This is a genomic window from Microbulbifer magnicolonia (genome assembly GCF_035117725.1).
GTDB classification, from domain to species: domain Bacteria; phylum Pseudomonadota; class Gammaproteobacteria; order Pseudomonadales; family Cellvibrionaceae; genus Microbulbifer; species Microbulbifer magnicolonia.
This window is the reverse complement of record NZ_JAYEFD010000002.1, coordinates 158,947-180,113: the sequence shown is the minus strand read 5'-3', so window position 1 is coordinate 180,113 and position 21,167 is coordinate 158,947. Positions and strand designations below refer to the sequence as shown.

At 61.1% G+C, this 21,167-nt stretch carries 16 protein-coding genes; 10 read left to right on the top strand and 6 right to left on the bottom strand.

Translation table 11 applies throughout. The annotated features are described in order from the left end of the window. The first annotated feature begins 90 nt into the window (after window positions 1-90). Window positions 91-1,500, top strand: a complete 1,410-nt coding sequence (locus RRF64_RS10055; protein ID WP_323845754.1) for a rhomboid family intramembrane serine protease — start codon at window positions 91-93, stop codon at window positions 1,498-1,500. 31 nt (window positions 1,501-1,531) lie between these two features. On the opposite strand, the gene RRF64_RS10050 is transcribed toward RRF64_RS10055, so the two are convergent. The 5 genes from RRF64_RS10050 to RRF64_RS10030 all read right to left on the bottom strand — a co-directional run bounded on the left by RRF64_RS10050 (window position 1,532) and on the right by RRF64_RS10030 (window position 5,386). Next, window positions 1,532-1,885: a 2OG-Fe(II) oxygenase family protein gene (locus RRF64_RS10050; RefSeq protein ID WP_323845753.1), complete on the bottom strand. Its 354-nt coding sequence runs from the start codon at window positions 1,883-1,885 to the stop codon at window positions 1,532-1,534. 15 nt (window positions 1,886-1,900) lie between these two features. Next, complete coding sequence (locus tag RRF64_RS10045; RefSeq protein ID WP_323845752.1) at window positions 1,901-2,419, bottom strand: P-loop NTPase family protein; 519 nt, start codon at window positions 2,417-2,419, stop codon at window positions 1,901-1,903. 338 nt (window positions 2,420-2,757) lie between these two features. Then, window positions 2,758-3,291 (bottom strand): hypothetical protein, encoded by a 534-nt coding sequence (locus RRF64_RS10040; protein WP_323845751.1) that lies wholly within the window; start codon window positions 3,289-3,291, stop codon window positions 2,758-2,760. Window positions 3,292-3,393: 102 nt separating this feature from the next. Beyond that, window positions 3,394-3,681, bottom strand: coding sequence for a hypothetical protein (locus tag RRF64_RS10035; protein WP_323845750.1), 288 nt, complete (start codon window positions 3,679-3,681; stop codon window positions 3,394-3,396). A gap of 286 nt (window positions 3,682-3,967) precedes the next feature. Continuing rightward, the gene (locus RRF64_RS10030; RefSeq protein ID WP_323845749.1) at window positions 3,968-5,386 is read right to left on the bottom strand and encodes a hypothetical protein; all 1,419 of its coding nucleotides are present in this window, start codon (window positions 5,384-5,386) and stop codon (window positions 3,968-3,970) included. Between the two features lie 161 nt (window positions 5,387-5,547). Here RRF64_RS10030 and pepB point away from each other — a divergent pair, with 161 nt between their 5' ends. Both pepB and RRF64_RS10020 read left to right on the top strand, forming a co-directional pair. After that, window positions 5,548-6,858 carry an aminopeptidase PepB gene (gene pepB, locus RRF64_RS10025; protein WP_323845748.1) on the top strand — a complete coding sequence of 437 codons (1,311 nt, stop codon included), beginning with the start codon at window positions 5,548-5,550 and terminating at the stop codon, window positions 6,856-6,858. Window positions 6,859-7,033: 175 nt separating this feature from the next. Then, window positions 7,034-8,182 carry a DUF3667 domain-containing protein gene (locus tag RRF64_RS10020; protein ID WP_323845747.1) on the top strand — a complete coding sequence of 383 codons (1,149 nt, stop codon included), beginning with the start codon at window positions 7,034-7,036 and terminating at the stop codon, window positions 8,180-8,182. A gap of 19 nt (window positions 8,183-8,201) precedes the next feature. On the opposite strand, the gene RRF64_RS10015 is transcribed toward RRF64_RS10020, so the two are convergent. After that, window positions 8,202-9,725, bottom strand: a complete 1,524-nt coding sequence (locus tag RRF64_RS10015; protein WP_323845746.1) for a UxaA family hydrolase — start codon at window positions 9,723-9,725, stop codon at window positions 8,202-8,204. A gap of 219 nt (window positions 9,726-9,944) precedes the next feature. Between RRF64_RS10015 and RRF64_RS10010 the strand changes: the two genes are divergently transcribed. The 7 genes from RRF64_RS10010 to RRF64_RS09980 all read left to right on the top strand — a co-directional run bounded on the left by RRF64_RS10010 (window position 9,945) and on the right by RRF64_RS09980 (window position 21,119). Further along, on the top strand, window positions 9,945-10,682 hold the full coding sequence (locus RRF64_RS10010; RefSeq protein ID WP_323845745.1) for a FadR/GntR family transcriptional regulator: 738 nt from the start codon (window positions 9,945-9,947) through the stop codon (window positions 10,680-10,682). Window positions 10,683-10,923: 241 nt separating this feature from the next. After that, a complete protein-coding gene (locus RRF64_RS10005; protein ID WP_323845744.1) occupies window positions 10,924-12,345 on the top strand; it encodes a glycoside hydrolase family 28 protein in 1,422 nt (473 codons plus the stop codon). Between the two features lie 193 nt (window positions 12,346-12,538). Continuing rightward, on the top strand, window positions 12,539-15,052 hold the full coding sequence (locus RRF64_RS10000; protein ID WP_323845743.1) for a glycoside hydrolase family 88 protein: 2,514 nt from the start codon (window positions 12,539-12,541) through the stop codon (window positions 15,050-15,052). 11 nt (window positions 15,053-15,063) lie between these two features. After that, window positions 15,064-15,906, top strand: a complete 843-nt coding sequence (gene kduI, locus RRF64_RS09995) for a 5-dehydro-4-deoxy-D-glucuronate isomerase (RefSeq protein WP_323845742.1) — start codon at window positions 15,064-15,066, stop codon at window positions 15,904-15,906. A gap of 105 nt (window positions 15,907-16,011) precedes the next feature. Beyond that, the gene (locus RRF64_RS09990) at window positions 16,012-16,803 is read left to right on the top strand and encodes a gluconate 5-dehydrogenase (RefSeq protein ID WP_323845741.1); all 792 of its coding nucleotides are present in this window, start codon (window positions 16,012-16,014) and stop codon (window positions 16,801-16,803) included. 110 nt (window positions 16,804-16,913) lie between these two features. After that, window positions 16,914-18,293, top strand: coding sequence for a glycoside hydrolase family 28 protein (locus RRF64_RS09985; RefSeq protein WP_323845740.1), 1,380 nt, complete (start codon window positions 16,914-16,916; stop codon window positions 18,291-18,293). Between the two features lie 21 nt (window positions 18,294-18,314). Then, window positions 18,315-21,119, top strand: coding sequence for a TonB-dependent receptor (locus tag RRF64_RS09980; protein ID WP_323845739.1), 2,805 nt, complete (start codon window positions 18,315-18,317; stop codon window positions 21,117-21,119). The last annotated feature ends 48 nt before the right edge of the window (window positions 21,120-21,167 follow it).

Sequence of the window (21,167 nt, the reverse complement as noted above, 5' to 3'; positions counted from 1 at the left end):
GGTCAAAATTTGCCCGGAGTGTTTGTTATCCGAACGGTGCCCCTGTATTCTGGGGCCCTGTTTACCACCCTCAAATCAAGGCCGGGTCCAGTGCTGATCATCCCCATCCAGAACAAACCGGACTGGCGCCGGCCGCCGCTGATGTGCTTCGCCCTGCTCGCGCTCAACCTGCTGGTGTTCGTGCTCTATCAGGGCCGCGACGAGGCGCGCTGGCAGAAGGCGGAGGACTACTACTTCTCCAGCGACCTGCCGGACTTCGAGGAGCAGCGCTTCCTGGTCTACGTCGACGAGCTGCACCCCGAGTGGCGCACCCAGGTGGATGTGCAGGGCGAGGACTTTGTCTACAGCGAACTGCTGTGGAACCCGGAGTTCCACCACTGGCTGCTGCCGCAGTTGCGCGCGGAAGGGCAGTCGGAATGGCTGGCCCAGCGCCAGCAGTTCGCCGAGCTGCGCGACCGGCTGAGCAGCATCGCGTTGGGTCTGACCCCGGCAGAACCCAGTGTCGCCGGCCTGTTCGGCCACATGTTCCTGCACGGCAGCTGGGACCACCTGATCGGCAATATGCTGTTCCTGCTGCTGTTTGGCCTGTCGGTGGAGCTGGCCCTGGGCGGGCTCTGGTTCGCCGGCCTCTACCTGCTCGGCGGCCTCGCCGCCGCCGGCCTGCATATGGCCGTGGAGGCGGGCAGCCAGGTGCCGATGGTGGGCGCCTCTGGCGCTGTGTCGGCAATCATGGGTATGTTCGTCGCCGTCTACGGCGTGCGCCGCCTGCGCTTCTTCTATACCGTCGGTTTCGTTTTCGGCGAGTTCAGTGCGCCGGCGCTGCTGGTGCTGCCGCTGTGGCTCGGCAAGGAGCTGTTCGGCTACTTCTACGGCGATGCCGGCATCGCCTACTGGGCCCACACCGGCGGTTTGCTGGCCGGCTTCGCCGCTACCCTGCTGTTGCTCAGCCGGCGCGCACCACTGGAGCAGCTGCCGGTGGAAGAGGAGGCGCCGTCGCCCCAGCAGCGCGCGCTGGCCCGTATCGACCGCTTCCAGGAGGAGGGCAAGCTGCTCGAGGCCGCCGACGCCGCCACCGCCGCGGTGCGCCAGTACCCGCAGTCGCTGGTATTGATCGAAAGAGCCATAGAGCTGACCGCCGCCGCACCCGAGAGCGAAGCATTCCACCGCGCCAACCTGGCGCTGTTCGCCCAGGCCGGCAATGTCGGCATCGACGGCCAGACGCTGACCTCCGGCTATCACCGCTATCTGCAACAGGCGGCCCAACCGCGCGCGCTGACGACCAAGGTCTGCCTGCTGCTGGCCCACCGCGCCGCGCAGGACAAGAACTGGAAGTGGCTGGAGGAGCTGCTGCGCCGCCTGCAACAGCAGCAGGTGGTGCACCCGATACTGCCGAAGTTGAGCATGGCATTGGTCGGCCACTACCGGCGCCTCGGCGACGAGAGTCGCGCGCGCGAGGCGCTGCATCTTTTCCCAGGGGAGGAGGTTACTCCTCAGCAGTGAATGCGCCGGCCGGCAGCCACTGCGGTCCCGGCTAGGCGTTTCTTATCCAGCCAATACTCAGTAAGTAGCGATTGCCCAGCTCAACTTTTGTTACCGCGTGCTCGCAGATATCCGGGCGGAAAAACTTGATCCTGGCGCTTTGATAGATTGGCGCGGCGCAAACAAACTCGCCGCCGCTTTTCGCCTTCCGTAACACGATGTTCAGCCGATAGTGCCTGCCGCCGGTCACGGCGTCCCTGTGAGGCGGCACTTCGCAGCCCTGCGGGAACTTCAGCAGGTAACAGTCAAACTTCAGCGGCCAGCGGGCGCCCAGGAGCAGCATCTTTGCGTAACCGGTCTTTTGCCGGCCTACGCGCCACCGCCACAGGTCGTTGAGATTGCTCATGATTTTCCCATTGCTCTATTCCGATGGAAGGCCGAGCAAAAACCGCTCGATGTCAGCCGGCGACCTCAGGTGGAAAACCCGCTTGGTGTCGCGTGAATCGGCGACGAGCTGGCGGTATGCCGGCGTCAGTTTGCGGTGACAGAGCCACAGGACGCGATAGCTGTTCAGTGTGCCCGTTAATATCGGACTATTGTCGGGCCAGCCTTCAGGATTGGTAACCAGACCTTTCAACAGACGCTTGGTGACCCACAGGCCATGTGTCAGCAGAGGAAGATCGACGTAAACAAGTGTGTCCGCGTTCGAGAAGCGTTTCCAAGCCGATGCAACACAGCCAAAGCCATCGATGATCCAGGCGGGGCGATCGAGCAGCTCGCTATGTAGCTGCAGGTATTGATCGCGCGGTATCTCTGCACCGCCCGGTCGGTATTGTATTTTGTCGAGCGAGAATAATGGCAGGCCAGTAGTCTCGGCCAGCCGTCGGGCCAGCGTAGACTTGCCGCCGCCGGCATTGCCGAATATCGCGACCTTCTTCATAGTGACTCCTGTGTCTTTAGTTGGAGCCCGGAAAGTGGACACTAAAAACCCGCCTCCTGGGCGGGTTCGGAAAGCTGTCTGCGCATCGGTAACCCACCACTCCTACGGAATGATGGTGATAATTTGATATGGCTGCTGCGCAGGGTTTGTTTTCATCGCTCAATCGTCTGCTATTGGATTTTTGAAGTCAATCACAGATGGAACAATGCCTGAGATGGCGGCTGGCAGACCTGGGCGAAGTGCCGGCAATTACGAGCAACGACTTCGCAGCTGACCGCCTTCAGGCACTGAATTATTGTCGGTTATTGGTTTGTGAACGATGTGTAGCCTCAGGCCCGTCAGTCTCGGTCAAACTTCACTGAATTAATGGCCGCCAAGGCGGCCTTAGTATCGGCGGCGGGTGAATCGGCAAATCCCTGGGTATGAAGTGATATCACCTGCGAACCGACGACGGCGCAGTACATAGTGCCCGACATCTTGAGTCCGGAGCTGGTTCCATGCCATTCGGCGCGAGCCGCGGGAGTGCCGTCAAGTAATACTTGGGTGAACTCTGTTGATTCGAACGATTCTCTTTGGCGCTGAACGGCTGCGAGAAACTGCGCTAAATAATAGTTGGCCGCCTCACCGAGCTTTTCGGCCGGCAAGCCATCGAGTTTGGAGCCGAAATCGTAGGTAGTAATTTGCAGTAGCGTGCCACGCTCCTGCCCCGGGATTTTCTTCACGTAGGCGTTGACCTGTGCCCCGCTTTGGTGGGACGCGGCAATCGGGCCTTCAAAACCGCTCGGAATGGTAATTGTTACCGGGCCGCTCTGTGCGAAAACCGGGCCGGTAAAAATACAGGCAATTGCGAGCCAAGGCAGAATTTTTTTCATAGGTGCTTTCTCCTGAGCTGAAGCCCCCGTGGATTGTTTTTAAATGCGGCCTGGATTCCGCAGGGATTCTGAACTGCTTTTTTCATGCCAGTAGCCACTGTATCAGTCAGGTCCGACCTTAAGAATGAAGGTTAGCGTTTCGGTATCATTGTAGACACCGGTAATTTCCCAGCATCCGCTACCGGGAAAGCGCATGCCTACCAGCATAGAATGCCAGTCGTGATCCGGATCCGCGCTGTAGCCGGATGTCGCATTTTTTATTTCGATTGAGTCCGCGGGAGTGTCCAGGCGCCGAGCTGAAATGACCAGATTTGGCGTTGGTTCTCGCTCTGCATCATAGCCGCGCCGCCACCACCAGAATTTATCGAAGTATTCGTGTTTGGAACCCATGCCGTTCCACACGCCATCCCGTGGAATCAGGGCGGCCAGGGCTTCACTGCCGTACCATCAATGGGAAGAGTCTGGGCCAACCGGAAGCGCGCCAGTCGCAGCGAGCGGCGATTCCTCTGCAAGGGTCACCTCGCAAGCCGACGCATGCGCAGCACCGGCGATGTGAAATAGGCAGCAAAGGTTTCATTCTGCATCCCAAGTGTTTCTTGGGCGTATAGCGCCTGAGTGCAGGTGCGGCCGACGCGACAAGCGTCGCTTCAATATCCCCTCACGACATCTAGCCTAGTCAGGTAGCCACCTGTGCGCCAGCGAGTACCTTCTCCAGCGTGTCCACCTGTTTGCGCAGGTTGCTGTCGGGAAACTTCTGCCGCACATAGGTCAGCAGCTTCCGCGCCAGGTCCTCGCGATTGAAGCCGTCGATATAAATTTGCGCCAACAGTACATAGGCCGCATCCAGATGGCGGTAGTCCCAGTCCTCCTTGTGCAGGTTGTTCAGCAGCTGTGCCGCGTGGCGGTATTTCTGCTGGCGGTAGAGTGCCTCCGCCAGGCTGTGGCGCAGGTGAGACTTGTCGATCGTCGGCAGCGGGTCGGTGGCAAGGTAGAGTTCCGCAGCCTTGTGGGCGCGGTTCATGCGGATGAATTTCTCCAGCAGATGCGGTCCCAGCTCGCGCAATGCCTTCTTGTCCTGGGTCGCTAGCAATAGGCGGTAGTAGCGCTCGTTCAGGGCGGGGTCGTCCGGGAAGCGCCGCAGGCATTCCACCAGGGTGCGGCGCGCGGCTTTGAAATCGCCCTCGCGCATCAGTATCTGCGACTCCGCCAGGGCGCGGGCGCGGTCGAACTCGCGCTCTTCCAGATAGTCGACTTCGTCGTCCCGTTCGGCAATGATCCCCAGCCGCTGTTGCCGCGCCAGGCAGATATAGCCCATCATCGCGCTGGTGACTATGTAGAAGTAGCTGGTGCTCGCCGCCACCACCGGCGCTATGGCCCAGAGTGGCAGCTTGCCGCCGATCAACAGCAGCAGGTAGCCGGGCGCGGCGGATACGGCGCTGGTGGCGAGCCACAGCAGCCAGTAGGGCCAGCCGATAATCAAGGTGAACTGCAGCAGTTTCAGTGGGTTGATGGCCGCGCGCAGGCTCTTTTCCAGCGCCAGCACGATCATCGCCGCCGGCGCCAGCAGCGACAGCGCAAGCGAGTAGAGTTGCAGTGCGCCCTGGCTGAATGCCATCAGCTTGTAACCGACGAAGCCGGCGATCAGCGTCATGCCGATCACCTTGGCAAACAGCGGCGCGCTGTTGCCGTCCAGGGCGTCGCCGAAGGCCGGCGCCTGCAGCTGGCCGCCGGCAAGACGCTCGATCACCAGCAGGTTGTAGCGGGTTACCAGCGCCACCGTCGCGAGCAGCAGTGCCAGCGACAGGATGCCGAAGCCGGAGATCAACAGGCTGGCGCCGGTGGCAAGCGCCAGCACCGTCAGGGGGCCGGGCTGCAGGGCGTATTTGAAATAGAAGAGGCCCATCTGCCAGAAGGGTTTGGCGCCGTTGCTGGCGCCGATAAAGTCGATCGGCTTGTGGCACAGCGGACAGTCGGGCCGACCGTTGGGGTAGTTGGCACTGGCTCCGGGAATGCAGTCGCCGCAGTAGTGGCGGCTGCAGGGCTGGCAGCGCCAGGCCGCCGCGGCGGCAGAATGGTAGTTGCAGGACTCGGCCATGAATACTTCCCTATGCTTTTGTTATTTCCCGCCGCCAGTTTATCCGCCGCGGTGCTGGCGGCGCAAACATCGGTGCGGGCTCGCCGGCCTGTTAGAATGCTGGCCGATCGCATGCAAAACTCGCAGAAGGTTTTCACAAGTTTTTTTACAGAAGGTGTTGTATGACAAAGGCAATGCAGGTTCAGTTGGTTGAGGAAGCGGCGGCGGAAACCTGGGGTGACAAGGCGCTGCTGAGCTTTACCAGTCGCGGTGCCACCGTGCACGCGACCAAGGTCACCGGAGCGCCATTGGTGGCCGCCCAGCGCGCCGCGCGCCGCCTGGACGGCATGGGCGTGTCCAGCGTCGCCCTGGCCGGCGACGGCTGGGACCTGGAACGCCGCTGGGCCTTCTGGGCCGGCTATTTCAATCCGCGCAACGACAACCAGATGGACTGGGGCACCGACAAGGCCGCGGAACTGAAGGAGCTGGCAGCCCGCGAGACGGCGGCGCGCTGGGTGCGCGAAATTACCAACGGCACACCGGAGGAGGTGTCCCCGCGCGTGCTGGCGGAGAGCGCCGCGGAGATGTTGCAGAAGCTGGCGCCGGCGGCGGTCAGCTACAGGCTCATCGCCGGCGACGACCTGCTGAAAGAGGGCTTTGTCGGTATCCACAACGTGGGGCGCGGCAGTGTGCGCGAGCCGGTCATGCTGCAGCTGGACTATAACCCAGGCGCTGAAGGCTCCAGCCCCACCGGCGACGACAGCGCACCGGTGGATTTCTGCCTGGTGGGTAAGGGCATCACCTTCGATTCCGGCGGCTACAGCATCAAGCCTTCCACCGGCATGGCGACGATGAAATCCGATATGGGCGGCGCCGCCATGGTCACCGGCGGCCTGGCACTGGCAATCGCCCGCGGCCTGCAGAAGCGGGTCAAGCTGTACCTGTGCTGCGCGGAAAACCTGATTTCCGGCCAGGCCTTCAAGCTCGGTGACATCATCAAATACAAGAATGGTGTCAGCGTCGAGATCCTGAATACCGATGCGGAAGGGCGCCTGGTACTGGCCGACGGCCTGATCGCCGCGTCGGCGCAGGAGCCGCGCTGGATCCTCGACGCCGCCACCCTGACCGGTGCGGCGAAAATGGCGGTGGGACGCGATTACAATTCGGTGTTCAGCTTCGAGGACGACACCGCGCAGAAAGTGCTGGATGCAGCCGCGGCGGAGAATGAAAAGGCGTGGCGTTTGCCGCTGGAGCCATTCCACATGGAACAGATACCGTCCGGCTTTGCCGATATTGCCAATGTCGGTATCGACGGCAGCGCCGGCGCCTCGACGGCGGCGGCCTTTCTGGCCCGCTTCGTCCGCGATCAGGGGCGCCACTGGGTGCATATGGACCTGTCCGCTTCCTATCAGCCGGGCGCCAATGATCTGTGGTCCCAGGGAGCCAAGGGCCACGGCCTGCGCACCATAGCGCGCTTCCTGCAGGAAAATTGAAGTCCGGATTTAAAAAAGTCCGCTGACTTATCGGGGCCGCGGCGGAGTATCCGGCCGCGGCCCTTCCTTTTATAATTCCTCGCCAAGGTTCGGGGATGCGGAAAGCCGCAGGGAAGTGCCCACAGTGTTTTCCAGTTTTCCCTGCGTTCAAAAAAGCAAAAAAGACAGCACTTGAATGACGAGCTCCCCACAAGCGCCGGAAGCCTCCGCTAATCCCGCCGCGCACTGCGCCAACTGCGATACCCGATTGCTCGGCCCGCACTGCTATGTCTGCGGCCAGCCGGTAAAGGGCATGGTGCGGCATTTCTCCAGTATCCTCGGCGATCTGTTCGATACGCTGCTGGCCCTGGATTCGCGTATCGGCCGAACTCTGGGGCCATTGCTGGTGCGCCCGGGCTTCCTGTCAGCCGAGTATTTTGCCGGGCGGCGGGTGCGCTATGTCAGCCCGGTGCGGCTGTTTATCTTCCTCTGTCTGACCACCTTCTTTATCGTGCAGCTCAGCAGCGACTGGAATATCAAGTTCTTCGACGGCGAAATCGCACGCGCGACTACCGTGGAGGAGGTGCAGCGGCTGCGCGACGAGACGCTTGCGGATCTGGCAGAAGCGAAAATAGACAGTGAGGAATCGCCGGCGGCGCAAGAGGGCCTGGCACTGGCCGAACGCAAGGTGCGGCAACAGGCGGAGGCGCGCATCGCCGAGCTGCAGGGCAGGGCACCCCGGGGCGGAAATCCAACTGTGGAAGCCTCCGCGTCCGCCGGCGACTGCCTGTTTCGCCTCGGCGGCGGCTGTTGGGATCCCGAGGCCGAGCCGGTCCAGGTGGATGCCTTCCCCCAGGCGCTGAATGACTGGCTCACTACCCAGGCAATAAAAGCCAGCGACAATATGGGGATCATTCGGGAAGATCCCAATCGCTTCAAAGACGCATTGCTCAGTGCTATTCCATCGACGCTGTTTGTCTTGCTGCCAATTTTCGCGCTGATGCTGTGGACGCTGTATCTGTTGCAGCGCCGGCTATATATGGAGCACTTGATCGTGGCGCTGCACAGCCACGCATTCCTGTGCCTGGCGCTGTTGCTGGTGACGCTGGCGGTCGATTTGCAGGAGTGGCTGGAGGGATACGCCGCGGTTGAGATTGTAAGTGGCTGGGCGATTGCGCTGTTACTGTTGTGGATGCCGCTCTATCTGCTGTTGATGCAGAAGCGTGTCTATGGCCAGGGCTGGGGCATGACCCTGGTGAAATTCTTTGCGCTCGGCGTCAGCTATTCCGCGCTGCTGGGGCTCGGCGTCACCTTTACGGTAATCAGCAGCCTGGCGTGGCTGTAGCGGTTTTTTTAACGGGCTTTTAAATAACGGCACCGATACGCCAGGGTGCAAACTCGTTGTCGCCGTAGTCGAGCAGCTCGCTCGCGCTCTTCTCGCCGGACGCGATGGCGAGTATGCGCTGGAAAATCATTTCCCCGCACTCGGCCACCGAGCACTCGCCTTCGAGAATGCCGCCGCAGTCGATGTCCATATCTTCGCGCATGCGCTGGAACAGCTGCGAATTGCTGGCCAGCTTGATGCTGGGCACCGGCTTGGCGCCGAAGGCGGAGCCGCGCCCGGTGGTGAAACAGACCACGTTGGCCCCGGCCGCTATCTGCCCTGTGACCGACACCGGGTCGAAACCGGGGCTGTCCATAAATACCAGCCCTCTCTTCTGCACCCGCTCCGCGTACAGGTAGACATCCTGCAGCGCACTGGTGCCGCCCTTAGCCTGGGCACCGAGGGATTTTTCGGCAATGGTGGTCAGGCCGCCGGCCTTGTTGCCCGGCGAGGGATTGTTGTTCAGCGCCACGCCGTTGATTTCGGTGTAGTGCTCCCACCAGCGAATGCGATCCACCAGTTTCTGTGCCACCTGCGGCGTTACCGCGCGGCGCGTGAGCAAATGCTCGGCACCGTAGATCTCCGGCGTCTCCGAATAGATTACGGTGCCGCCGTGGCGTACCAGCAGGTCTGCCGCCGCACCCAGGGCCGAGTTGGCGGTGATACCGGAGAAGGCATCGCTGCCGCCGCACTGCACGGCCAGTGTCAGTTCGGCGGCGGGTATCGATTCGCGCACACAGGCATTGGCCGCCGGCAGCATGGCGCCGAGCTTGGCCACGCCGGCCTCCACCGCAGCGCGGGTGCCGCCGGCGCCCTGAATAGTCAGCGCCTGGAACAGCGGGCCAGTCTGCAGGCCGCACTCGCGCAGCAGGCTGCCCACCTGCATCGCCTCGCAGCCGAGACCGATCAGCAGAACGCCGGCAAAATTCGGGTGGCCGATATAGCCGTGCAGCGTGCGCATCAGGGTGCGGTAGCCCTCGTCGCCGGTGGACATGCCACAGCCGCTGTCGTGGCCCAGGGCGACGACGCCGTCCACATTGGGGAAGTCCCGCAGCATGCCGCTGTTGTTGAAGTGCGCGGCAATGGCGCGCGCCACTGTGACCGAGCAGTTGACCGTGGAAACAATGGCGAGATAGTTGCGCGTGCCGGCGCGGCCGCTGGCGCGGCGGTAGCCCTGGAAACAGGCCCTGGCTGCCGGGTCGATATAGTCGATCGCCGGCACCTGGCTGCAGTAGGCGTAATCGGGCCTGTGGGCGCCGACTTCCATATTGTGTTCGTGCACATGTTCGCCGGCGGCGATATCGCTGCTGGCGAAGCCGATGATCTGGCCGTATTTCAGGACCGCGTCGCCGCGGGCGATGGGGCGGACCGCCACCTTGTGCATAGCCGGCACCTCGGTGCGCAGCTCGAGCAGGGCGCCGCGCCAGTTCACCAGGCTGCCGGCGGGCTGGCGCGCGCGGCTCAGGGCGACATTGTCGACTTCGTGAATATGAATAAGGTCCATCTGTCTACTGACTCCGCAAGGCGCTCGCGGCCAGAAATCTTATTGTTGTGGCGCTTTACTCTGTGAATGGTCGCAATCTAGCACTATATTGGTAAGGCCGCAATCTCAAAAATTGTCAGTTTTGGTAAGACTGTTGCGGCAGATCATCTGTTGTTGCGGCTTAGCCCCATCTGCTAAACTGCGCCACGGCTTCATTATTACCAATTGGAGAAACACCACATGCAGGGTGCGCGACTGTACCAACAGGTGGCGGAACAGCTGGCCGCCGCCATCGCCGCCGGCGACTATCCGCCCGGCACCCGCCTGCCGGCGGAGCGCAAGCTGGCGGAGCGCTTCGAAGTCAGCCGCCCCACGGTGCGCGAGGCGATCATCGCGCTGGAGATCGCCGGCTGTGTGGAGGTGAAGGGCGGTTCCGGTGTCTATGTGGTCGACGCCAACGCCGGTACCTTTAAGGCGACCGATTCCGATATCGGCCCCTTTGAAATCCTGCAGGCACGCATCATGTTCGAGGGCGAGGCCGCCGGTCTGGCCGCCCGCCAGATGAGCGATGACGAAATCGCCGAGCTGGAGCAGATACTGCAGGAGATGATTGCCGAGAACGCCACCGAGGCGAAGGCGGAAGTGGCGGACGAGAAGTTCCACCTGCACATTGCCCGCGGCACCCACAACGATGCGGTGGTGTCGGTGTGCGAACACCTGTGGCAGCTACGCAACAGCTCGTCCATCTCCGCGCGCATCCTCGAAAAGGTGCGCCAGGCCGGCTCCAAGCCGCGCATCGAGGAACACCTCAAGATCCTCAATGCCATCAAGCGCCGCGACGCCGAGGCAGCGCGCAACGCGATGCGCGACCACCTGCAGCGCGTGGTGCAGCAGTTGCTGGACGCCACCGAGGCCGAGGCCCTGGAGGCCGCGCGCCGCGAAGTCAACGCCGCCCGCGAGCGTTTCGCCCTGCCCTGATCTGTGCGCGAGTGGTCGGTGGTTGGTGTTCAGCCACCGACCTCAGGCCACCGACCAGCAACCACCGACCACAGATTACTGATTGCCGATTACCGGTCATCGCGCCCCGCCTCACCTGACCGCATTCCTGTTGCCTCTCCACAATTGGTATGACAGACTCCTGAAATCCTCCATTCTGGTCTTGCCGCTTTGGCGGACGCGGAATCCTGTCGCACAACAATAATTTTTCGGGAGGCGAACGATGAGACTCAGCAGGCGCAGTTTTCTGCAGTCAACCCTGGCGCTGGCCGCGCTGCCGGCCGTGTCGCAGGCCATGAGCCGGCCACCGCAGGCCGAATACAGCGGCCCCTGGGCCGCGGTGCCCGGGATTCTCGCGGCCATCCAGCGCCCGCAGATCCCCGCGCGGGAATTCAATCTCAAGATATTTGGCGCCAGCGGCGACGGCAGTGGCGACGACAGTCGCGCCTTTGCGGCGGCGGTCGAGGCCTGCCGGGAGGCCGGCGGCGGCCGCATCGTGGTGCCGCAGGGCAAGTACCGCAGCGGCCCGATCCATCTCGTTTCCAATACCGAGCTGCACCTGCAGGAAGGCGCGGTGCTCTCCTTTATTCCCGAGCCTGAGCGCTACCTGCCCGCGGTGAAGACCCGCTGGGAGGGCATGGAGCTGATGGGCTACTCCCCGCTGATTTACGCCCACGGCTGCCAGAATGTAGCGCTGACGGGCAAGGGTCTGATCGACGGCGGCGCCGACTGCGATACCTGGTGGCCCTGGAAGGGCGAGAACACCAAGTGCGCCCAGAGCTCGAACGACGGGGATACCCAGCATGCGGCGCGGCGAGCGCTGTTCGAGGACGCGGAAAAAGGGGTGCCGGTGGCGGAGCGGCTCTATGCCGGCGGCAGCTACCTGCGCCCGCCGCTGGTGCAGTTCTACGAGTGCCGCAATGTGCTGATCGAAGACGTCACGCTGGAGAACTCCCCCTTCTGGGTGATGCACCCGGTGCTCTGCGACAGCGTCACGGTGCGCGGCGTCACCGCGCGCAGCCACGGCCCCAACTCCGATGGTTGCGACCCGGAATCCTGCCGCAACGTGCTGATCGAGGACTGCCTGTTCGACAATGGCGACGACTGCATCGCCATCAAATCCGGCCGCAATGCTGACGGCCGCCGCCTGGCCACGCCGAGCGAGAATATCGTGATCCGCAACTGCCGCATGCGCGACGGCCACGGCGGCCTGGTGCTGGGCAGCGAGATCTCCGGCGGCGTGCGCAACGTATTCCTGGAAAACTGCGTGATGAGTAGTCCCAACCTCGAGCGCGGCCTGCGCATCAAGACCAACGCCATGCGCGGTGGCGAGATCCACGACATCTACGTGCGCAACGTCAGTATCGGCGAGGTGAAGGACGTCATTGTGATCAACTTCTTCTACGAGGAGGGGGACCAGGGGCAGTTCGACCCGCAGGTCTACAACATCTTCGTCGACAGCTTGCGTTGTCAGCAGGCCCAGCGCGCCTTCCACATTCGCGGCTTCGCCCGCGCGCCTATTCGTGGCCTGCATATCTCCGACAGTGTCATTGAGAAGGCGGCCTCTCTCGGCGTGATCCAAGAGGTAACTGGCCTGACCGTTAGCAAGGTCGCCATCAATGGCAGGCCGTTCCAGCCCGGCTGATTCGCAATCACAACCTTTGGGGCTGGCCGATTGGCGCCCAATACAACGGCGATAGCTGTATACAACCAAAAGGCATTAATTGGTCAGCCAAAAAGTTGTCAGGTGGTCATCCGTGTGCGATCATCTGGCCCATCAAATAATAAGCGGTAATACCAAATAGGTTTTACCACATAAAAATGAGAGAGAAGCAGCGATGTTCGTGAAACAGTTTGGCCAGCTGAGCCTCATTTCTCTAGCGCTGGCGGCGCTCGCCTCCTGTGGTGAGTCACCCGAAGCTGCGAAAACCGATAGCCCCAAAAACGGCGCGGGTGCCCCCGCATCGGCTTCCAGCGAAGTTGCCCGTCTGGAACTCCACAACTCCTCCAGCTTTGCGCGGCTGGATGAGGCCGTCTATCTCAGCTACCACGAACTCGGTTTGCCGGCTGATTTCGAACCGGCACTCGCCGTGTGGAAACAGTCCACAGCCCTCCCGGTCCAGGCAATCGACAAAGACGCCGATGGCGACAAAGACGGCATTCTGTTTGCCCTCGATATTGCCGCGGAGGAAACGCTTCAGCTGCGAATCACCGAGTCTGACCCCGAGCCTGCTGAAGCGGCACATGGAGAAAATCCCAAGCGCACACAGGCAGAAATTTCCCGCAAGACTGGCGGCCGCTGGGTGGAGCGGAAATACGAAGGCGGACACTTCCAGAATGTGAGCGCACTGGATGTGCCGGCGGAGCACACCGACCACTCCTACTTTATTCGCTACGAGGGGCCGGGTATCGAATCCGACCTGGTCGGCTATCGCGTGTACCTCGACTGGCGCAACGGCTTTGATGTTTTCGGTAAGCGCACCCGCGAGCCGGTGCTGCAGGATGTCGGCCAGGATGGTTTCGACTCCTATCACGAGATGTCTGACTGGGGTATGGATATCCTGAAAGTCGGCAGCGCACTGGGCGTCGGTGGCTACGGTTACTGGGACGGCGAGAAAACCATCCGCGTAAGCGATGTGCAGAACTGGTCGGCGACTATCGCCGAAAACGGCGAACTCTATTCCTCCTTTGCGCTGCGCTACAGCGGCTGGCGCCCGAGCGAGGGTCAGCAGACTGATCTGAACGCTACGCTGGCCATGCGCGCCGGCAGCCGCCTGGTGGAGGTAGAAGCACAAACCAGTGCCGAACTGGAAAATATGGCAGCCGGTCTGGTGAAGCTGCCCGGCACTAAATTGCTGGTCGGCGATCTGGATATTACCGGCAAGGCGTGGACTTATATCGGCACCTACGGACCGCAGAGCCTCGACGGCAGCAAGCTCGGTCTCGGACTGCTGGTGCAAAAGCAGGATATCAAGCAAATCACCGAGGACGAGCACAACCAGGTGGTGGTGCTGAATCCCCGTGGCCAGCAGGTTCACTACTATTTCACTGCCGCCTGGGAGCTGGAAGCGTCGAGTGCGCACGGTCCAATCACCGACGCCGAGCAGTTCGAGGTCTATCTGGCGCAAGAGGCGGAAAAGCTGACCATGCCGCTGCGCAAGAAGCTCAGCACCCGTGCCACCGAAGCCGAATTATCGCAACACCTGACTGCGGAAGTCGCCCTCGAGTGGAGCCGGCGCCTGGCGGATGCCGAGTTGCAGCGCCACGTTCCGCACTTCGCCTATGGCGGTTTCGATCCGCTGCGCAAGCGCCCCAGCAATTTCGAGTACACCACCGGGCTGTTGGTGCAAGCCATTGACGATCTCAACAGTGTCAGTCCGGATTCGCGCTACGCGCGCGCCGTCGAGCAGGTGATGGGCTCGTTCGTCACCGAAGACGGCGACATCAACAGCTACGACATGGCCAAGTACAACATCGACAGTATCAATTCCGGCAAGATGCTGCTGCGACTGCACGAGCGCAACCAGCAGGAAAATTTCAAGGTGGCTGTGGACACGTTGCGCACGCAACTGGAGCAGCACCCGCGCACCTCGGAAGGCGCCTTCTGGCACAAGCAGCGCTACCCCTTCCAGGTGTGGCTGGACGGCGTCTATATGGGCATGCCGTTTCTCGCCCACTACGAAAATCTGTTTCATGAGCAGCCGGACTTCGACGAAGTGCTGGCGGAATTCAAGCTGGTGCGAGAGCGTCTGCGCGATCCGCACAGTGGCCTCTACTACCACGCCTGGGATGAGAAGCGCCAGCAGGTATGGGCCGATAAAGAAAGCGGACTATCGGAATTTCACTGGTCCCGCGGCATGGGCTGGATGGCGATGGCACTGGTGGACGTGCTCGACTTCATCCCCGCCGAAAATGCCGAGCAGCGCGCGTACCTTGTCGACATGATCGCCGAGCTGGCCCCGGTGCTGGAACGTTACCAGGACGCCGACACCGGCACCTGGTACCAGATCACCGACAAGCCGTCGGCGCCCGGCAACTATCTCGAAGCCAGTGGCAGCAGCATGTTTACCTACTTCTTTGCCAAGGCGATCAACAAGGGCTATCTGCCGGAATCCTACGTGCCGCTGGCGAAGAAATCCTATCGCGGGCTGCTGAATGAATTTCTGCAGGTCCACGCCGATGGCAGCGTCAGCCTGACCAATATCTGTGAAGTGGCCGGGCTGGGTTACGGTCGCGACGGCAGTTATCGCTATTACATGAGCGAGCCGGTGATTGCCAATGACCCGAAAGGCGTCGGTCCGTTCATCATGGCCGGCGTGCAGATGTCCGAGCTGTTGAACAAACGAATCTAATGGGGGTACCGATGAGCACTGTATACGACGAGCGCTTTGCCACACATCCGCGGGATTACACCAGCTACGATACTGACAGGTTGCGGGAAGAGTACCTGGTGCCGCTGCTGTTCGAGCAGGATACCGTCCTCCTGACGTACACCCATGTGGACCGGATGATCGTAGGCGGCGTCATGCCGGTCGAACACGAAGTGTTGCTGGAAACCGTCGAACCGCTCAAGGCCGATTATTTTCTCGAGCGCCGCGAACTGGGCGTCATCAATATAGGCGGCCCCGGTTGCGTCGAAGTGGATGGCACCGTCTACGAAGTGGGTACCAAGGAAGCCTTGTATGTGAGCCGTGGCTCCCGCGAGGTGAAATTTTCCAGCAACGTGAAAGCGACGCCGGCAAAGTTCTATCTGAATTCCACACCGGCACACCGCGCCTGCCCGACACGCAAGGTGGGGCAGGGGGATGCACAGGTGATCGAGCTGGGCAGCAGTGAAACCTGCAACCAGCGCACCCTGCGCAAGCTGCTGGTCAGCGACGTACTGGAAACCTGTCAGCTGCAGATGGGCATGACTGAGCTGGCGCCGGGTAGCGTCTGGAACACCATGCCGTGCCACACACACAGCCGGCGCATGGAAGCTTATATGTATTTCAATCCGCCGGAAGATCAGGCGGTGTGCCATTTCATGGGGCCGCCGCAGCAGACTCGCAGTATTTGGATGGCCAATGAGCAGGCGGTGATATCGCCGACCTGGTCGCTGCACTCCGGCGTGGGCACCAGCAACTACACCTTTATTTGGGGCATGGCCGGGGAAAATCTGGACTACGGCGATATGGATGGGGTCAAGCCCTGCGAATTGCGCTGACCTGGGAACGCGGAGTTCCAGCTCCGCACCGGGCCGCAGGCCCGCTCATGCAGGAGCGAGCGCAATGTCTGCGTCAAAACGATAAACGATTCAGGTTCAATTGAAATGGCCAACTCAATGTTCGATCTCAGCGGCAAGCTGGCGCTGGTCACCGGCGCCACTCATGGTCTCGGTATGGCGATGGCCGAGGGTCTGGGTATCGCCGGTGCCAAGCTGGTGATTACCGGCCACTCCTCCCAGGAAAAACTGGACAGCGCCGTCACTCGGTTGCGCGACAGGGGTTTCAATGCACACGGCTATCTGTTCGATGTCACTGACGAACCAGTCGTGGCCGATATGGTCGGCCAGATCGAGCAGGAGCAGGGGCCCATCGATGTGCTGGTCAACAATGCCGGCATCATCCGCCGCGTGCCGCTACTGGAAATGGAATTAAAAGACTGGCAGCAGGTAATCGATACCAACCTGACCGGTGTCTTTACCATGACCAGGCCGGTGGTGCGCCGCATGATCGAGCGCGGCGCCGGCAAGGTCATCAATATCTGTTCGATGATGAGCGAGTTGGGGCGCGATTCGGTATCCGCTTATGCCGCGGCCAAAGGCGGCCTGAAGATGCTGACCCGCAATATGGCTACCGAATGGGCCCGGCACAATATTCAGGTCAACGGCATTGGTCCCGGCTACTTTGCCACCAGCCAGACAGCACCGATTCGCGTCGATGGTCACCCGTTCAACGATTTCATCATCAGTCGCACCCCGGCCGGGCGCTGGGGCAACCCCGAAGATCTGCAGGGTACGGCGGTTTTCCTCGCCAGTGATGCGAGCAATTTTGTCACCGGCCAGATCGTATATGTCGACGGCGGCATTCTGGCAACGATTGGCAGGCCGAGTAATGAATAGGCAGTACCGGAAGATTGCCTGCTAGCGAGTGGCGGGTAATCCAAGCTGAGCATCCTGTCCGGTCGGCAAAAAATAATAAGGGCGAGCAATACTCGCCAATGGATGTGGATATGAGAGAAAGAAAACACAGAAAATTCCTGCCTGCGCTTTTCATCGCCTGGGCGCCGTTGATATCGCTCAATGTTTCTGCGAGCGACGGCGATCCGTGGACGCTGGCCGAGCAGATCGTTGCCGATATCGAACGGCCCCGTATCCCCGCCAAGACCTATCACATCACCGATTTCGATGCGCCGGCAGAGCCCGGTGCGGATGCGCGTCCGGCAATACTCAGGGCAATCCAGACAGCCGCGCGCAATGGCGGCGGCAGGGTGGTCGTCCCGAAAGGCACGTGGCTCAGCAAGGGTCCCATCGTGCTGCAGAGCCATATCGAGCTGCACTTGCAGGAGGGCGCAAAGCTACTGTTTTCTCCCAACCCGGAACACTATCTGCCGGCGGTGAAGACGCGCTGGGAGGGGACAGAGGTCTATACCTACTCGCCGCTGATCTACGCCGCCAATGTCGAGGATGTGGCAATCACCGGCAAGGGAATAATCGACGGCAACGCAGGCAGTGAATTCAAGTCGTGGCACGCCAAGCAAGAGGCGGACATGGTGCGCCTGCGCAAGATGGGCGCCGGCGGCGTGCCGGTGGAAAAGCGTATTTTTGCCGAGGGTACTTATTTAAGACCACCGCTGGTGCAGTTCTTCCACGCTAAGAGAGTCTTGCTGGAAGACTATACCTCATTGAATTCCCCGTTCTGGGTCAATCATCTGGTCTACACCGATAGCGCGACAGTGCGCGGAATCCGCGTAGAGAGCCATTTCCCGAACAACGACGGTATCGATATCGAGTCCAGCCGCAATGTCCTGGTGGAGGACAGCTGGTTCCGCACTGGCGATGATTCGGTGGTGGTCAAATCCGGTCGCGACCTGGACGGCCGCACTATTGCCGCGCCGAGCGAGCGCATCGTCGTGCGCAACAACGACATGGGCGGCGAGGACGGCATTGCGCTCGGCAGCGAAATGTCCGGTGGCATTCGTGACGTTTTCTTTACCGATAACGTTCTGCGCGAAGGTATCTCTGCCTTCCGCTTCAAATCCAATCTCGATCGCGGTGGGCTGGTTGAAAATGTCCACCTGCGCAACCTGAAGGTGGAGTCTTTCGAGAACCTGTTCTGGTTTCAGCTGAATTATCCGGGCGAACTGGGCGGCTTCTTTCCCTCTACCTACAAGGACATAGTCTTTGAAAATATCGATGTGAAAAAGATCGGTACTTTTCTCGAAGTTCACGCGCCTGCCGCTGCGCCACTGCGAAATGTGCAGTTCAGGGGAGTGAGTGTTGAGCAGGTGGAAACACCGATGATCATAGAAAATGCGGTAAATATCAGTTTTGAAGCAGTAAAACTTGGGAGTCAGCAGATTGATGGGGTACTGAGCTGGCGAGAACAATAAAAGAGAGAAGGAGAGTTAGCGATGACTAGATATCAATTGAAGCCGTTGGTGTTGGCCATGGCGGTGGTTGCCCCGGCTGCAATCGCACAGGAGCAGGCACCGTCCGAAGAAGCCCAGATTCAGCCCCGGGGTGAGGTACTGGAGGAGGTTTCCGTAACCGGCTTCCGTCAGTCCCTGCAGAGATCGCTTGATACCAAGCGCATGAGCGCCAACAACACTGACAGCATTATCGCCGAGGACATCGGCAAGATGCCGGATCTCAACCTGGCGGAATCGCTGCAGCGGGTGCCCGGCGTCGCCATCAGCCGCGAGGGCGGTGAGGGTCGCAATATCACTGTACGCGGCCTCGGCCCGGGCTTCTCCCGCACGACTCTGAACGGTATGGAAGTGCCGGCCAGTACCGGCGGCCTGGATTCCTCAGGCGGTGTGAACCGCGGCCGCGATTTTGACTTCAACGTATTCGCGTCCGAGCTGTTCAACAAAATCACCATCCACAAGTCGCCGGTAGCATCGGTGGAAGAGGGTGGACTGGCGTCGACGGTGGAACTGTCCACGCCGCATCCATTCGACAATCCGGGCCAGCAGATTGCCTTCGGTGGCCAGCTGACCGCTGACAGCTTTGCTGGCGAGTCGGATCCGCGCATGACCGGTATGTACAGCAACACCTTCCTCGACGACAAGGTGGGTGTACTGGTGAGCGCCGCCTATTCCGAGCGCACCGTGCGCCAGGAAGGTTTCGGTACAGTGCGCTGGACCGGACCCGCCAGTAACGGCGGACGCAGCTGGGCCAATACCGATGCGGATACCGTTATCAACGGCACGCCGAACTCTGGCGCCAACTACCCCGGTGAGAGCTTCGACCAGACACAGTTGCTGGATTACATGTGGGCACCGCGCCTGCCGCGCATGGATTCCTTCAACCGCGAGCAGGAGCGCCTCGGCCTGACCGGCTCGCTGCAGTTCCGGCCGAACGACCGCATGGAGTTCTCGCTGGATGTGCTGAACTCTCAGCTGAAGGCGGATGTGACCTCCTACAACTACTTCGCGCAGTTCCGCAACTCCTTCCAGAGTATCTCGCCGACCAGCGTGACCCTGGATGACAGCGGCCGCTATATCGTTGCCGGTGAGTTCGAGAACGTCACGCCGCGTTCAGAGAGCCGCGGCCAGTTCAGCGATTCCGACTTCACCCAGACGGTACTGTCGGGCAAATTCGATATCGCCGACAATATGCAGCTGAACGTGATGTACGGCAACGCGGTGTCGGAGCATGTCGAACAGCAGTACCGCTTCAATATCACCGCTGCCGAGGGCCACTCCTTCGCCTACTCCTTCCTCGACGACAGCGATATTGCCGAGATGTCGTTTGGTTTCGATACGCTCGATCCGGCCAACTACGTCTGGTCCGGCCCGACTCTGCGCCACGAAGTCGTGCGCCGTGACAACGACACCTTCCGCGCGGACCTGACGATCGAGGACGACAACTCCAATATCAAGACCGGCCTGATCTGGAACAACCGTGAAATCGATTCCCAGTTCTGGAACCCGACCGAGGGCACGATCAGCACACCGGACTTCCTCGACGAGTCGGTGACCAACGAGCTGGCCGATGTGGTCGATGGTTTCTCTGACGGCATCGACGCCCCCGGCGGCTTCCCGGACAACTGGCTGGTGGCGGACTTCAATGCAGCCAAGGCGGCCTATGGCGCCGGTCAGTTCACACTGGACCCGGACAACTCCAACACCTACAACATCACCGAGGAAACGCTCGGCGGTTATGTGGAAACCAATGTGAGCACCGAGTTGCTGGGCAAACCGCTGACGTTTAACGCCGGTCTGCGCCTGGTGGATACCACCGTAACCTCGAAAGGTGTCACCAGCGATGGTATGGGCGGCTATGTGCCGACCGAGCTGGAAGACAGCTACACCGAGTGGTTGCCGTCCACCAACGTGCTGTGGGAATTCCAGGAAGACCTGTATCTGCGCGTCGGCTTGGCCCGCAACCTGTCGCGCCCCGGTCTCGGCAGCATGGCAGGCACCGTGGACGTAACGCCGATCAACGGTAACGTCTCGGTCGGTAATCCAGGCCTCGAGCCGATCCGCGCCAACTCCGCCGATATCGGTATCGAGTGGTATTTCGCCGAGGAATCACTGCTGGCACTGACGGTGTTCCACAAGCAGATCGAGAGCTTTATCACCGGCACCACGCTGAATGGTCAGGAGCTGCCGAGCGATATCCGCGCAATCGTCGCTGCGCGCCCGGAATACGATCCCAGCAGTCCACTGTACGAGCCGAGTGCCCTGTCGCCGAACTCTGATGACTGGAACATCACTACCAGCGAGAACGGTGAAGGTGCCGATCTCGACGGCTACGAGATCTCCTACCAGCAACCGCTGCGCTTCCTGCCGGGCTGGGCGAGCAACTTCGGTGTGCTGGCGAACTTCACCCATGTAGAGTCCGAGGCCGAGTTCGGCAACGGCGTGGTCGGGTCGCTGGAAGGGCTGTCGGAAAACAGCTACAACCTCGGCGTTTACTACGAAACCGATCTGTTCGGTGGCCGCCTGATGGTGAACAGCCGCGACGACTATGTCACCGACCAGACCGGCTCCGACGACAATGCCTCGCACGGCACCACTGGTCCGACCCGCTTGGATCTGTCCGCGTTTTACAATGTGACCGACTATATGAAAGTCACACTGGAGGCGATCAACCTCACCAACGAGACCGAGCGACTCTACACCACCGGTCCGGAGGGCGATCTGGACCTGGTGCGCGAATACAACAGCACCGGTCGCGAGGTCTTGCTGGGATTGCGGATGAATTTCTAATCCGCTTCGGATCCCTGCCCCGGAGCTCCGGGGCAGGGCTTTTTTATG